The following is a 14035-nucleotide window of genomic DNA, read 5'->3' as shown; positions in this document are numbered from 1 at the left end:
AACCCGCTGCATAAGAGATATAAATAAAGATAATACCAGTCATAAACCGAGTGCTACGGATTGACGCTGACGCGCGCTTTGCTACAACTTATAGCGAAAAGGACATTAATTTATGGACTTAGAAACGATTCTCTCTGTCGTCACGACATATGCGCTACCCGTGCTGGCAGCGCTTATCATCGTATATGTTGGTCTCAAGCTCTCCGAAAAAATCGCCTCATTGATTGAAGCGAACCTAAATAAAGCGCCTACATCCGACCCGTCCGTGTCACGTTTCCTAGCGAGCCTTTGCCGCTACTTCCTGATGGCTGTCACCGCGATTGCGGCACTGACCATTATCGGTATTGATACATCCTCCATGGCTGGCATGATTTTAGGTCTTAGCGCAGCGGCCGCTTTCGTTCTTCAATATCCCCTTGGAAATCTCGCGGCGGGGATCATGCTCAACCTGTTCCGGCCATTTAAAGTCGGGGACGAGATTGAGGTAAACGGCGTCAAAGGTGTCGTTCTAGGAATCACACTTTCCAGCACACGCCTCAAGACGCGGGATAATGTTGAGATCATCCTTGGAAATGGAAATATCTGGGGCGGCATTATTCGCAACCATAACGCCCTCGGCCAGCGACGTCTCGATATGGATTTCGGGGTGAGTTATGACGCCGATCTTGACCTCGCGATAGAGACGATTTTATCCGTAGCCAAATCTGACCCGCGCATCCATGCCGAGCCTGCACCCTGGGCCAAAGTCGTGAAGCTAAATGACAGTTCCGTCGATATTCAACTTCGTGCTTGGTGTGACTATGACGACCTGCGAAGTTTAAAAGTGTCAATTTCCCAGCCGATGAAAACCGCGTTTGATAGTGCAGGGATTGGTATTCCCTATCCTCATATCGTGAAAATACGCAAAGATTTAGGCAACCCTACACCCACAACGAGTTAGAAGAGAGCGTCCATGGAAAACGACATCATTGAAGGCACCGGAGACGCGATTGCGGAGACGGTCGGTTTTTTCTCACCCGACAATCTGCTGGAACTCTGGCAGGGCATCCAGCCCGCCGTTCTGAACTTCATCTTTGCCCTTCTCATCCTTTGGATCGGACTGAAGATCGCGAAAGCCATTGGAACGTGGGTTCGAAAGCTGATTGCGAAAAATGGCCGTATCGACGATACGCTCGGCAATTTCTTCGCCTCCATCATCCGCTATATCGTGACAGCTTTTGTTGTCATCGCAGCGGTGCAGCGCATCGGCGTTGAAACGGCCTCTCTGGTCGCCATGTTGGGCGCCGCGACTCTGGCTATTGGTTTGGCGTTACAAGGAACACTCGGCAATGTAGCGGCGGGTGTGATGCTGATGCTCTTTCGGCCTTATAAGCTTGGCGATTTCGTGGATGTCGCGGGTGAACAGGGCGTCGTGTCAGACATCAATATTTTCACAACCCAACTTGCCACAATTGATAATGTTGAAGTCATCATTGCAAATGGCGAAGCCTGGGGCGGGACGATCAAGAACTTCACATCCATGGGCGTCCGTCGCGTCGATGTGGATTATGGCATCCATTATGATGACGATATTGATAAAGCGATTGCCATTATCAAAGATGTCGCCGCAGCCCACCCACACGTCCTGAGCGAACCGGATGCGCCTTGGGCGAAAGTTGTAATGCTAAATGAAAGCTCCGTCGATATTCAAAGCCGCGTCTGGTGCAAAGCCGAACATTATTGGGACGTCATGTTTGATCTGAATAAATCCATTAAAGAGGCCTTTGACAAAGATGGTATCACAATCCCCTATCCGCACAGTGTTGAGCTGTCAGGCTAGGCTTAGTGGTCACGCCGATGTGCAATGCGCGACGTTACGATCAAGTTTAAACGGTACACATGTTTCAACGCGCTATACTGATCCCATTGATACCCCTCCTTCTTTCGGCCTGTGCCGTGGGACAAGAGGGACTGACTGACATCCATGCGGATATTGTCGGAGATTATCCGACAGTCTCCCACGTTACAGCTGACGACCTGACGACGATTCGTGGTGAAAATATTCTTCTGCTAGATATTCGTGAACCGGAGGAATTTGCCGTCAGTCACCTGCCCGGTGCGGTGCAAATTAATCCTGGCATCTCCGAGGCAGCTTTTCTGACCCAGATCGGGGATGTTCAGGATAAACAGGTCGTTGTCTATTGTTCGGTAGGCCGTCGGTCTTCGATTTTCGCAGAGCGCATGACAGCAGCATTGGAATCAAAAGGCGCGACCTCCGTTTCCAATTTAGAAAGTGGCGTCTTTGGCTGGCATAATGAGCGGCGTGTGCTCACAGATGCCGACGGAGAGACGGATGTGGTTCATCCTTATGATGAAGTCTGGAAACGCTATGTCGTGCGTGCAGAAAAAGCACGGTATAGTCCGGAATAAAAAAGCCCACCTTCCGAATGGGAAGGCGGGCCGTTTTTAAAACTCTAAACTTAAGAAGGCCTAGCTATTGCCGTCATCACTTGGCAGCAAAACCTTATCCACGACGTGAACGACGCCATTGGATGTTTTGACATCAGCGATGGCAACAGAGGCTTTTCCGCCATTTTCGTCTTTGACATAGAGTTTGCCGTCCCAGAGTTTCGCCGTCAGAGTTGCACCAGCAACTGTCTGAACATCAACGGAACCGCCATTGGCTTCTGCGAGTGCTACAATATCGGCAGCTTTCAACTTACCTGCAACGACATGTGCTGTCAGGATGTTGGTGAGCGCAGCCTTATTTTCGGGCTTCAACAATGTCTCCACTGTACCGTCTGGTAATGCGGCGAAGGCATCATTTGTCGGCGCGAATACCGTGAAGGGTCCAGGGCTGTTGAGTGTTTCCACAAGATCGGCCGCTTTTACGGCGGCGACGAGCGTGGACAGCGCTTCTGTGTTCATGGCTGCTTCAACGATGGTCGGCTTAGCTGCTTTTTCAGCCTTATAGCTGGATCCACCGGCAAAAGCTGGGGCGGCGGTTAGGGCGATGGAAGCCGCACCAATTGTGGAAGCAGCGAGGATACGTAAGGTTTTCATAATGTCACTCTCATTTATCGTCCTGAGCACAATAGATCAGGTTCATGTAAGAGCTACGCGCTGCAACCGTCGTTCAGATGTCGACCTCACGATCCCGTGACTGAACCTAACACGCGTTTAATCTTTGAGTTAGATGATGGTAAGAATTCTGCGACAGGCTGTCGCGATTAGCTCCGATCCGCCTGCATCACGAGCTTCTTATAGTCGCGCAAATCCCCATCATAGCGTTTCGCTTTGCCGTTATTGACCAGCCAAAGTCGGTCCGCTGTGGCCTCTGCCAGATAAACATCATGTGTGATTAATAGGACTGCACCTGGAAAATCGTTCAATGCGTAAATAAGGGCTTCACGGCTATCAATATCCAGATGCGATGTGGGCTCATCAAGAATGAGAACATGGGGCTTGTCGATAGACATGAGGCCAAGCAGGAGACGCACTTTCTCTCCACCTGAGAGTTTTTCAACCTGTGTCTCAACTTTTTCGTGAGAGAAACCCATCTGCGCGGCTTTACTCCGCGCTTGGCTCTGCGCCGTTCCTTTGGGAAGCTTATTCGCGACATGGTCGAGAACGGTTTCACCTTCGGTCAATTCATCCAACTGGTCCTGCGAAAAATATCCGATCTTGAGACTTGGCGACGCCTTACGATCACCTGTCATGAGCGGGAGTCGTTGCGCGATTGATTTGACGAGGGTCGTCTTGCCCTGCCCGTTTGCGCCAACAATCGCAACGCGGTCATCCGGGTCCAGACGCAAGGTCACTTTGCTGAGAATTTTCGCATCTTCGCCATAACCCAAGTCCGCATTTTCCAACTGCAACATGGGCGGCGCCAACTTGCCCTTGGGTTCAGGGAAATTAAAAGGCGTTGTACGCTCCGCAATCGGAATCGCGATGTCCTGCATCTTTTCCAGCATTTTCACACGGGACTGGGCCTGTTTGGCTTTCGAGGCTTTGGCTTTAAAGCGATCCACGAAGGCTTGGAGATGTTCTTTCTCCTTATCCTGCTTGATCTTCTGCGCTGTCAGTTGCGCCGTTTTCGCTGCCCGCAAGGTCATCCAGTCGTCATAGCCCCCGGGTGTCAACATGAGTTCCTGATGTTCCAACGCCAAAGTATGCGTAACGGATCGATTGAGCATTTCGCGGTCATGGCTGACCATAATGACAGTATGCGGATATTTCTGGATATAGCCCTCCAGCCAAGCCGCGCCTTCGAGGTCGAGATAGTTGGTCGGCTCGTCGAGTAACAGCACATCCGGTTCACTGACAAGGACGCCCGCAATCGCGGCGCGCATCCGCCAGCCGCCGGAAAACTCCTTCGTCGCCCGGTGGAAATCCTCTTGCTTAAAGCCGAGGCCCGCCAACACAATGGCGGCGCGTGTATCGGCATTCCACGCATCCATATCCGTCAGACGTTCATAGATTTCACCCAGCTTGTCCGGATCGGTCTCCGTCTCGGACGCTTTCATCAGTTTCGCACGTTCCGTATCAGCGGCGAGAACGACATCCATAATCGTATCATCGGTCGCGGCAACTTCCTGTGCGACCCAGCCGAGTCGGGCGCCTTTGTTCAGTTTAATGGAGGCGTCCTTAGTCGGTTCTTCAATTTCTTCACGGATGAGGCGTAACAGTGTCGACTTACCCGTACCATTGCGACCAATCAGGCCAACCTTCCAGCCACCCGCAATAAAGGCGGTCGCCTTACGGAACAGCGGACGGCCCTGTACGGCATAGTCGAGATCAGAAATAGCTAACATGCGCGCTCCCCTAAGGGGGTGCTCACGAAAGGCAAGGCCTTAGCCTGCTAAAATTCTAACAGAATGGGTTTAAGCTTATATGGATATGGTATGGTTCGAAACCTGAACTTTTGCACTTAAGTATTTTTTATTGTGAGGGTTCAGATATGCCGATGTGGGCGTTTGAACGACATCCACCCACTCACCGATTTGTGTCGTTTTTTCAGGATTATTCGTCATGAGACGAACTTTATCTACGCCTAAACACGTAAGCATTTGCCCTGCCGCCGTATAATCCCGCAGGTCATTTTCGAAACCAAGAGAATTGTTGGCTTCAAACGTATCCATACCCTGATCTTGCAAGGCGTAGGCCTCAAGCTTGTTGTAAAGTCCAATTCCGCGACCTTCCTGCCTCATGTAGACTAAGACGCCTCCTTGCTCACTCAAAATATGTATCGCCTCATTGAGTTGCGGGCCACAATCGCACCTCAAAGAGCCGAAGACATCGCCCGTTAAGCACTCTGAATGCACTCTGACGAGAGGCCTCTCTATCGAATTTATATCTCCGAAATAAATGGCAAAATGCTCTTTACCATCTACTAGACCATCAAAACTAACGACTGTTCCCACAACACCTTCGGGCATAGGAACTTTTACCGCTGTCTTTACTGTACATTGCTTTGCTTTGGCAGTTTCAGACACTATTTTTCCATTCAGTGAAAATATTTGCGATTTTGGCTTTTGCACGATGCGCTGTATTTTACATACATACGCAAGACGGAAAGGCGTAGAAGCTAAGTTTACAATTAAACTTCAGCCTCACTACGATTTTGTGTGCGGGTAGCACCACTCTCATCTTTCAATCAATTGGAATTATCAGAGCTTTGAATAATGAATAGGGCCTTATCACTTTGATAAATAGGTGCCGCCTATCGTGAATTTTGATTTTTCCGCTGCTCCAGCTGCCATTCATAGAGTGACCTCGTTTGAGGCTCCTCTCCCAGTAAGGCGATGCTCGGTCGGGGGCGGTAATCGACAATCACATCACGATTGCCCCATATCCCAATCAACCTTGCATCGGGTCCTTCGGCCAATCCTTCTGCGGTTAGAATTTCATCTCGGCTCATGCCGGACTTCACTCTAAGTTCCAGATTATAAGTCGTATTAAAGCGTCCATGACCCGGCTGCCAATAGCCCGCCCCGCTGCCGTCCCAAACCGGATAAGTCGCTGTCTCGCTCTTCGAATCAATGTCTAAGTGAAAGACAGTTTGGTCAAACAGATTTTGATGATTGGAGCCGGCATGCTGGTCCAATGTAGGCTGCTGGAGAACCTCACTCCGCAGAAAGACTGTTTTTGTGGATTGCGTATTGACAGTCAGCGCATGTCGCACACGATTACGGACAGTTAGATCAGAAATGAGAACATTATGAACATTACCAGCGTGGACCGAGTAATGCGCCTCGCGCTGCCCTGTTGTCGTAATATTATCGATCGTCAAATTCGCACTCCCATAGGACAGGATACCGCTATCGGCATTGTGAATCGTGATGTCTCGCGCCCAGCTATGCATCGCACCCGCGAAATAAATGGCATTAAATCCCTGTTCCAGATGATGACCGAAACTGACCCCGTCGGGGAAAGTAAAGGCGACATCTTCAATCCCAACATTTTTCAGAGGTGACCAATCGACGAGACTAGCAGGAATGTCTTTTGAAATCGGGTGAAGGAGCGGGTCAGCCAAAGTTACCACTTTATCCGAAATATCTGCGATGAGTGTTTTCTGTCGGACGAGACCGCGTTCAGGGAAGCTCCAATGGTGAGAGCCGACCTTTAAATCCGTCTCGCCATAAAGAGTTTGAATAATACCGCCCTCTTCACCGTCGCGAGAATACCAAACCAGTTCGACATCATCACCGATGCTCAGGCGCGATGTGTCCGCCACGTCTAAATTCAGTTGCCCTCTTTTCCCGGAGATCGCCTCTGCCAAGACCGTATCCGGACGATCTAATTCTTCCAGATAGGCTGCGGCCCTGTAATCTTTCGGGCCAATCCAGAAGAACCCGCCCGTCCAACTATAATCAGAAAATTGGCGTTCTATATTACGATCAGGCTCACGCTGCACTTTTTTAAAGCGAATAAGATAGTCGTGGATTTCATCAAATTTACCCTTTGTATCGATCATCGAGAGCGGTCGGGGAATGTGAATTTCTGTTCCGCCAGCGCCACTGCCCATACCGCGCAAAACGATGTTCGAGCGAGAAATTGGAATAATTTCAGAAATTTCAATCCGGCCCGCTGGTAATTCAATCAAAACTTGGCCGGCTATTTTATTGGCCTGCTCCATTAAGGCGAGGAATGCTTTTGAATCGTCCTTACCGTCATTCGGTATGATATCAAATTCTGTCGCTTTCAGTCGGGTCGCGTCAGAAAAATCGGGAATATCCTTCACGCCATAACCATATCCCGCATAAGAATAGTCAGGCATAAAAACAGCCTGATCTCCATCGTCAAACGTGACTGTGGGCGGTAGACCTGCCGAGAGATCGTCTTCTAAAATTTGAGCAAAAGAATTTTCAAATCCGCCTAGTGCCCCAATACAGCAAGCTGCAGAAAGCCCAATATTTTTCAAACAATTTTTCATAGTCTTTAACCGCATACTTATACCCTAATTCTATATTGCCACCGGTGTCAAATTCAGCATGATGGGTTCAAGAGAGCCTTTGTTTTGATATTGCTATCCTTACATCTCGTAGGACTGTACGCGTAAAATCTGACAGAAAGTAGAACACAGCATGACACATCCAGTTTCTCAATCTCAAAGCCCGGATATTGCCGATATCTCGGCGCGTCTTCGGTCTGCCCGCTTATCAGCAACCGCCCTTGCAGATTTCCCAGGTATCATTCCAACGACGCATGAGCAGGCTTATGCTGTGCAAAACCTATCCATAGATAAATGGCCGGATACGCTTGTCGGCTTTAAGGTTGGTGGAATTCCACCTCACTTTAGGGACCAATTTGGCGCTAATTGGTTGGCTGGTCCCGTTTTCTCTAGAAATGTATATTCAATTACCGATGGCGAAACGGCCGATGTCGAAGTCTTCCCAGGTGGGTTTGCGGCCTATGAAGCGGAATGGGTCTTCACACTGGCCAATATTGACTGGTCGCGGACAGAGCCCTTCTCGTTAGAGGATGCAAAAGCTGCGATCTCCAGTGTGAATATCGGCACGGAAATCGCGAGTAGCCCGATGCCAATGGTCAATGATTTGGGCCCGGGCTCAATCATTAGTGACTTTGGCAATAACAGTTCCGTTTGGATTGGCCCGGCAGCTGACCTATCAGTCCTAGATAGACTGGATGAAGCCACCGTTTCAGTTGATATTGATGGACAGAGAATCGGGACCGCGACGACCAACCCGGGCGAAAACGGGCCATTAGGTGCAGTCCGGTTCCTGTTAAATCATTTGCAAACGCGGCAGGATCAAATCGAATTACCTGAAAAAATTCTCGTGTCTTCCGGTGCCGTCACAGGAGTGCATTCCGCCGCGATTGGCAGCACGGGCCTGATGACATTCGAGGGATTGGGACGCTTTGGCCTAAACATGATACCCAAAAAAGCTGAACCATCGGTGGTTTGATCTGCATCAATGCGGATCGCTCAAACCCTCTCTGACATTGCCTCGAACCTGTTTTTAGAGGCATACTGATAGCATGACTGAAGGGAACATAGACAAACGCTTAGGCGATAAAAACAATCGCCTGAGTGAGGCCGTGCGTCTTGCAAAGCTATGGAAAGAGCAATCCAAGGGCCGCAAAGCGACAATCAATGATATCGCTAAAATCGCTGGTGTTTCTAAAAAAACGATATCTCGCATTATAAATGATAGCCCCTCGGTGAGTGAGACAACGCGGTCCGCTGTCAAAGAGATCATGAACGACTTGGGATATATCCCAAATCCACAGGCCCGCGGTTTAAATTTCAGTCACGCCTTTCTGATCGGGCTGATCTACGACAATCCGAACCCGCAATATGTGGTGACATCGCAGGAAGGCATGCTGGATGTTCTGAAGCCCACAGAATACGAACTCCTCGTTCATCCTTGCGACAGGGCTGCGCCGGATTTTATTGAAAAGATAAGGGATTTTATTCAACGTCAAAGACTTTACGGAGTCGTCCTGACACCGTCTGTCTCCGAGGACGAGGCGCTAGCTGCAATGCTCCAAGACATAGAGTGTCGCCACATTCGAATTGCCTCAGTGGAGCTTGGAAAACCTGAACATATGCTCGTCACCCATGACGCGGTGGGCGCGCAACAGGCGGCCCGGCACCTTATTGAATTAGGCCACAAGACAATCGGATATCTGAGCGGTCGTCCAAGTTTTAGATCTAGTCAAGAACGTCAGAGGGGTTTGGAAGCCGGACTGGCAGCGGTTAATTTATCGCTCGACCCTCATTATATCGTCGAAGGTGATTACAAGTTCGAGAGCGGCCTCTCTGCCGTTGAAAAATTTTTCGACTTACCCGTGCCGCCAACGGCTGTTTTCTGCGCCAATGACCAAATGGCGGCGGGGTTTTTACAAGGCTTAAGACTTTCCGGACGCCGGGCGCCAGATGACATATCTGTTGTGGGATATGATGATTTTCGCGTTGCCCAAAATGTTTGGCCGCGGTTAACGACCATCCATACGCCAACACTAGAATTTGCGAGAATTGCCGCCTACCGCCTCTTGGAAAAGCCAATACCGGAGAATTTGCAGGACTATAAAGCCCCTTGGTTAGTCGTCAGAGATTCGACGGGAGCACCACGAATATAAGTATGGCAGCCCTGACATAATTCAGAGCCGCATTACTTTACAAATAATTACAGTAAGCCACGCAGGTATTCGGCCATTTCGTCATCTTGGCAGTTGGGGAAGAAGAGCTCGGAGAACTTCTCGCCTGCGATTGTCGTTTTGAGGAGATCCTGATCCACATTTTTCAAGACAGTCATCATATCATGTGTACAGGCCGCCTTCATATCTTTCAGGATATTCCGGTTCTTAGCCATAATTTCCGCACGTTCCTTGGGATATCCAACGCCGCGTTTGACCTCAAAGAGTTTCCGGTAACAATCTTGAAGGTTCAGCTCTGCCGCCCAACCAAAGCCTTTAGCATAAGGCATGGAGATCGCATTCCCGTCATTGATTTGACCAAAAAGGAAAGCATCTGTTGGGTCGATAACCAATCCACAGAAGACGCCCGGCACTGCATTACAGGCCAACATGGAACCCATACCGGTCCCGCAACCCGTGACAACAAAATCCGCCGCTTTTGAATTCAGAAGAATACCCGCCAAAATCCCGTTCATTACATAAGTCAGCTGCGCATCATCATCAGCGCCATACATACCATAATGATGAACTTCGTCCCCCAGAGGTTCAGCGACACTTGTCAGCGCCTTGTGCACAATAGAACTTTTCGAGGCTTGGCTGTTTTCAACAATAAGGGCAATTTTCATGGCGGTACGTGTCCTTTATAATGGCAAAATAATTCAGGAAGGTCATTGATCCTCGTAAATTACAAAGATTTGCTTGAGCTCTGATTTGATATAAAGGTAACCGGTGTCATTCACTGTCGCAAGACATATCTCATTTCGGAATGCAGATGTATCTTATGGCACTTCAATGTCTGACGAATCCATAGGAGACACTTCGCATGAAACATCCATTTGACCTTTCTGGTAAGACAGCCCTTGTTACCGGTGCGAATACCGGCCTTGGCCAAGGCATGGCCGTCGCCCTCGCAAAAGCGGGTGCAGATATTGTCCTTGTTGGACGGTCCGCTCCGACGGAGACACTGGCCGCAATCAAGGCTGCAGGCCAGAAGGCTTATGATATCCGGGCCGACCTCATAGAGACGGCCGCTGCTAAAACTGCGCTGGCCGAGGCCGTCGAAATCGCAGGACAAGTTGATGTTCTCGTCAATAATGCCGGCATCATTCGGCGGAATGATGCTGTTGACTTCAGTGAAGACGATTGGGACGCCGTTATGGATGTGAATTTGAAAAACCTCTTCTTCCTCTCGCAGGCTTTTGCCAATCATTGTATTGGCCGCAAAGCGCCCGGCAAGATTGTTAACATCGCTTCCATGCTGTCATTTCAAGGCGGCATTCGCGTGGCCTCATATACGGCGTCAAAATCCGGTGTGATGGGCCTCACACGCTTGATGGCGAATGAGTGGGCACATCACGGGATCAATGCCAATGCCATCGCACCGGGCTATTTTGCGACGAATAATACGGCAGCCCTACAAGCGGATGAGGATCGGAATGCGGCCATTCTCGGCCGAATACCAGCGGGTCATTGGGGCAAACCGGAAGAACTAGGCGGTGCAGTTGTTTTTCTCGCCTCGGCGGCGTCCAATTATGTGCACGGTATCACATTACCCGTAGATGGTGGCTGGCTCGCACGATAGAAGCATAAGGGCTGTCGAACTGGCGGTCTCGGCTTATGCCATCGCAGCAGGCAACCATAGCGAAAGTGCTGGAACGAAGGTGACCAATAAAAGAATCGCTATCAGCGCGAGGTAGAAGGGCCAGATCGTTTTAACGACGGTCTCTGGCTTCGCCCCACCCACGGCGCATCCGACAAATAGAACGGATCCGACCGGCGGTGTGACAAGTCCGATGCCAAGATTCAGCAACATGATAATCCCGAAGTGAACAGGGTCCACACCCGCGTCCATCGCAACCGGAAGAAAGATCGGTGTTGTGATGATAATCAGCGGGGCCATATCCATAAATGCGCCCAAAATCAGTAAGATGACGAGTATCAACAGCATTACGATGACCGGACTATCTGAAAATGTCGTCAGTCCAGCGGATAGCGCAGAAGGCCCACCAAGAAGCGCAAAAAGCCAGCCAAACATAGAGGCAGTCCCGATAATCAACATAACCATCGCAGTTGTCTTCACCGCACTGCTGGCAGCTTCCAAGAATCGTTTAAGACCTAGTGTTCGATAGGCAAAAGCGCCGATTAAAATCGTGTAGACTACGGCCACAGCAGAACTCTCCGTTGGCGTAAAAACCCCGAGCAGGATACCAAAGACAATAATAAAAGCCGTCATTAAGCCCGGAATCGCGCCAATAATTGATTTACCGAACGCAGACCAACCTGGAAATTCACCCCGCGGATAGTCGCGTTTTATCGCCACGCGCCACGCCACAAACATGAGCGCAAGACCGGCCAAAATACCGGGAATAACGCCTGCTAGGAAAAGATCCGCAACAGAAATACTGACGGGCGAAGCGGCCGCATAAATAATCATATTATGGGAGGGAGGGATCAGGATTCCTAGAATAGCGGCCGTGATCGTCACATTCACGGCGTAATCCGCATCATAGCCCTTTTCCTTCATCATTGGCATGAGAGTGGACCCCATGGCCGAAACAGAGGCAACTGCAGATCCGGATACAGCGCCAAACATCATCGAAGCGCCGACATCGACCTGTCCGAGGCCGCCGCGTGTTCGGCCAAAGGCAGCCTCAGCCACCCTAACCAATCGTTCAGCGATTCCTGTGCGAGCCATCAAGTCACCCGCGAACACGAAAAATGGAATCGCCATGAGGGTAAAGACATTCATACCCGCTGCCATACGCTGAAACGGGACGACGGGCGGCAAACCCAGCAATAAGAAGGTTGCGAGCGAGGCCGCACCCAATGAATAGGCAATGGGGACACCCGCCAATAAAAGGCCGAATAATGTGACGAGAAGAAAGATCAGTTCCATAGCGGTTTCACCACCTCACCTTTAGCTTCGGCCAGAGCTTGCTCCACCGCAAAAAACGCCGTCAGAGCTCCAGAGAGCGCAATCGGCACATAAGCCCACCCCCGGGACAAACCGAGCGTCGGTATTGAATGGGTCCAAACCGCTACGGTGAGTTGCACACCATATATTGCCATAAAGACACCAAAAACCGCGACGACGAGATGACAGAAAATGCGAATACGTTTGCGCGTCGCAGGCTTAGCACGGTCCTGCAGCATGGTGAGCTGAATATGGAAGCCCTCTCTCACACCGGCAGCTGCGGCAAACAGAATAAACCACAACATCAGCAAGAGCGACGCCTGCTCCGCCCAAGCCGGCGAGGCTGACAGGACATAACGGGCGAAGACCTGCCACGTAATGATTGCTGTCATACCGATTAAGCCTATGGCGGAAAAGAGGAGAGAAAATCGTGATAGGAGTTCAGAAAGACGTGTCATGATGCAGTCTCGTCAATAGATTGGATCATATCAGTAATTTCCTGCAATCGCGGACTGTCGAGATATTGCGCCCAGACGGCTTGGACCTTCTCTTGGAAAGGCGCGACAGGAGGTTCCGTTACCGTGACAGGTTTGGCCGCTTCTGAAACAATAGACTTCGAGGTTTCAACGCGTTCATCCCACGCGGCCCGCATAATGGGAACTGATACACGCGCCGCAGCTTGGACCATCTCGCGGTCAGCCTCCGACAGACGCTCCCAAGTTTTCAGGCTCAGGCAAACCACCTCTGGCGAAATAACATGGCGCGTTAGACTATAATAAGGTGCCGTTTCGAAATGCCGGAAGCTCTCATAAGACGGCCAATTATTTTCAGCCCCATCTATCACACCCTGTAAAAGCCCCTGATAGACTTCACCCAGTGGGATAGGCGTAGGATTGCCTCCCAATGCGCGAATCATAGACACGAAAAGATCAGAATTCTGCACGCGGATTTTCAATCCTGAGAGGTCGGATGGATCGTTGATTGAACGTTCCGAGGTATAAAAACTCCGTGCGCCGGAATCGTAAAAGGCCAGCCCCACCAAACCATGTGAGCGCATCGACTCTAATATGATTTGACCCGGCGCGCCGTCCATCGCCACGCGCATGTGATCAATAGATCTGAACATAAATGGCAGCGACGGTACCCGTGTTTCTGGGACGAATGCATTGAGCGGCGCAATATTCACACGCGCAATATCCAGTCCACCAAAGACGGTCAGTTCAAGTGTATCTTTTTCCGCGCCCAGCTGTGCGCCAGGATAGATCTTCATTTGCAGACGACCGCCCGACCTCTCTAAGAGATCGTCCCGCATCGCTTCCAAACCGATGACGGTTGGAAAACCCTCGGGCAAAATATCAACAGTCCGCAGAGGGGCGTCAGCGGAGGGTGTGCAAGCCTGAAGTCCAAACCCGCCTAAACCGGACAGCCCTGCCGCGCTTCCATATATAAAGCGTCTGCGTCCTACAATCATCAGGTTTT

The 14035-nt window shown here is 50.4% G+C and carries 14 protein-coding genes; 6 read left to right on the top strand and 8 right to left on the bottom strand.

The genetic code is table 11. The annotated features are described in order from the left end of the window. Positions 1-112 precede the first annotated feature (112 nt). The 3 genes from ACP9M6_RS06470 to ACP9M6_RS06460 are packed head-to-tail and all read left to right on the top strand — an operon-like array spanning position 113 to position 2409. Positions 113-940 (top strand): mechanosensitive ion channel family protein, encoded by an 828-nt coding sequence (locus ACP9M6_RS06470; protein ID WP_427454593.1) that lies wholly within the window; start codon positions 113-115, stop codon positions 938-940. Between the two features lie 12 nt (positions 941-952). Then, on the top strand, positions 953-1819 hold the full coding sequence (locus ACP9M6_RS06465) for a mechanosensitive ion channel family protein (protein WP_427454591.1): 867 nt from the start codon (positions 953-955) through the stop codon (positions 1817-1819). A gap of 59 nt (positions 1820-1878) precedes the next feature. Then, positions 1879-2409: a rhodanese-like domain-containing protein gene (locus tag ACP9M6_RS06460; protein ID WP_427454589.1), complete on the top strand. Its 531-nt coding sequence runs from the start codon at positions 1879-1881 to the stop codon at positions 2407-2409. Between the two features lie 60 nt (positions 2410-2469). Here ACP9M6_RS06460 and ACP9M6_RS06455 read toward each other — a convergent pair whose 3' ends face one another. The 4 genes from ACP9M6_RS06455 to ACP9M6_RS06440 all read right to left on the bottom strand — a co-directional run bounded on the left by ACP9M6_RS06455 (position 2470) and on the right by ACP9M6_RS06440 (position 7429). Beyond that, positions 2470-3042 carry a fasciclin domain-containing protein gene (locus ACP9M6_RS06455; RefSeq protein ID WP_427454587.1) on the bottom strand — a complete coding sequence of 191 codons (573 nt, stop codon included), beginning with the start codon at positions 3040-3042 and terminating at the stop codon, positions 2470-2472. Positions 3043-3209: 167 nt separating this feature from the next. Further along, positions 3210-4793 (bottom strand): ABC-F family ATP-binding cassette domain-containing protein, encoded by a 1584-nt coding sequence (locus ACP9M6_RS06450; protein WP_427454585.1) that lies wholly within the window; start codon positions 4791-4793, stop codon positions 3210-3212. 75 nt (positions 4794-4868) lie between these two features. Beyond that, positions 4869-5519 carry a GTP cyclohydrolase II gene (locus ACP9M6_RS06445; protein WP_427454583.1) on the bottom strand — a complete coding sequence of 217 codons (651 nt, stop codon included), beginning with the start codon at positions 5517-5519 and terminating at the stop codon, positions 4869-4871. Positions 5520-5701: 182 nt separating this feature from the next. Beyond that, entirely contained in the window at positions 5702-7429 is a 1728-nt protein-coding gene (locus ACP9M6_RS06440; RefSeq protein WP_427454581.1) for a glycosyl hydrolase family 28-related protein, read from the bottom strand. Positions 7430-7565: 136 nt separating this feature from the next. On the opposite strand from ACP9M6_RS06440, the gene ACP9M6_RS06435 reads away from it, so the two are divergent. Next, positions 7566-8408, top strand: a complete 843-nt coding sequence (locus tag ACP9M6_RS06435) for a 2-keto-4-pentenoate hydratase (protein ID WP_427454579.1) — start codon at positions 7566-7568, stop codon at positions 8406-8408. A 73-nt stretch (positions 8409-8481) separates the two neighbouring features. Further along, positions 8482-9585: a LacI family DNA-binding transcriptional regulator gene (locus tag ACP9M6_RS06430; protein WP_427454577.1), complete on the top strand. Its 1104-nt coding sequence runs from the start codon at positions 8482-8484 to the stop codon at positions 9583-9585. A 47-nt stretch (positions 9586-9632) separates the two neighbouring features. On the opposite strand, the gene ACP9M6_RS06425 is transcribed toward ACP9M6_RS06430, so the two are convergent. Then, positions 9633-10268, bottom strand: a complete 636-nt coding sequence (locus ACP9M6_RS06425; RefSeq protein WP_427454575.1) for an RpiB/LacA/LacB family sugar-phosphate isomerase — start codon at positions 10266-10268, stop codon at positions 9633-9635. A gap of 197 nt (positions 10269-10465) precedes the next feature. Between ACP9M6_RS06425 and kduD the strand changes: the two genes are divergently transcribed. After that, positions 10466-11224 (top strand): 2-dehydro-3-deoxy-D-gluconate 5-dehydrogenase KduD, encoded by a 759-nt coding sequence (gene kduD, locus ACP9M6_RS06420; protein WP_427454573.1) that lies wholly within the window; start codon positions 10466-10468, stop codon positions 11222-11224. Positions 11225-11257: 33 nt separating this feature from the next. On the opposite strand, the gene ACP9M6_RS06415 is transcribed toward kduD, so the two are convergent. From ACP9M6_RS06415 to ACP9M6_RS06405, 3 genes are read right to left on the bottom strand one after another with little or no spacing between them, the layout of a single operon-like run. Then, entirely contained in the window at positions 11258-12538 is a 1281-nt protein-coding gene (locus ACP9M6_RS06415; RefSeq protein ID WP_427454571.1) for a TRAP transporter large permease, read from the bottom strand. Then, a complete protein-coding gene (locus ACP9M6_RS06410) occupies positions 12529-13014 on the bottom strand; it encodes a TRAP transporter small permease (protein ID WP_427454569.1) in 486 nt (161 codons plus the stop codon). Before ACP9M6_RS06410 ends, ACP9M6_RS06415 begins: the two co-directional genes overlap by 10 nt. Continuing rightward, positions 13011-14027 carry a TRAP transporter substrate-binding protein gene (locus ACP9M6_RS06405; protein ID WP_427454567.1) on the bottom strand — a complete coding sequence of 339 codons (1017 nt, stop codon included), beginning with the start codon at positions 14025-14027 and terminating at the stop codon, positions 13011-13013. Before ACP9M6_RS06405 ends, ACP9M6_RS06410 begins: the two co-directional genes overlap by 4 nt. Positions 14028-14035 lie beyond the last annotated feature (8 nt).

The organism is Litorimonas sp. WD9-15 (assembly GCF_050271975.1).
GTDB lineage: Bacteria > Pseudomonadota > Alphaproteobacteria > Caulobacterales > Maricaulaceae > Litorimonas.
This window is presented reverse-complemented; position numbering and strand designations above follow the sequence as displayed.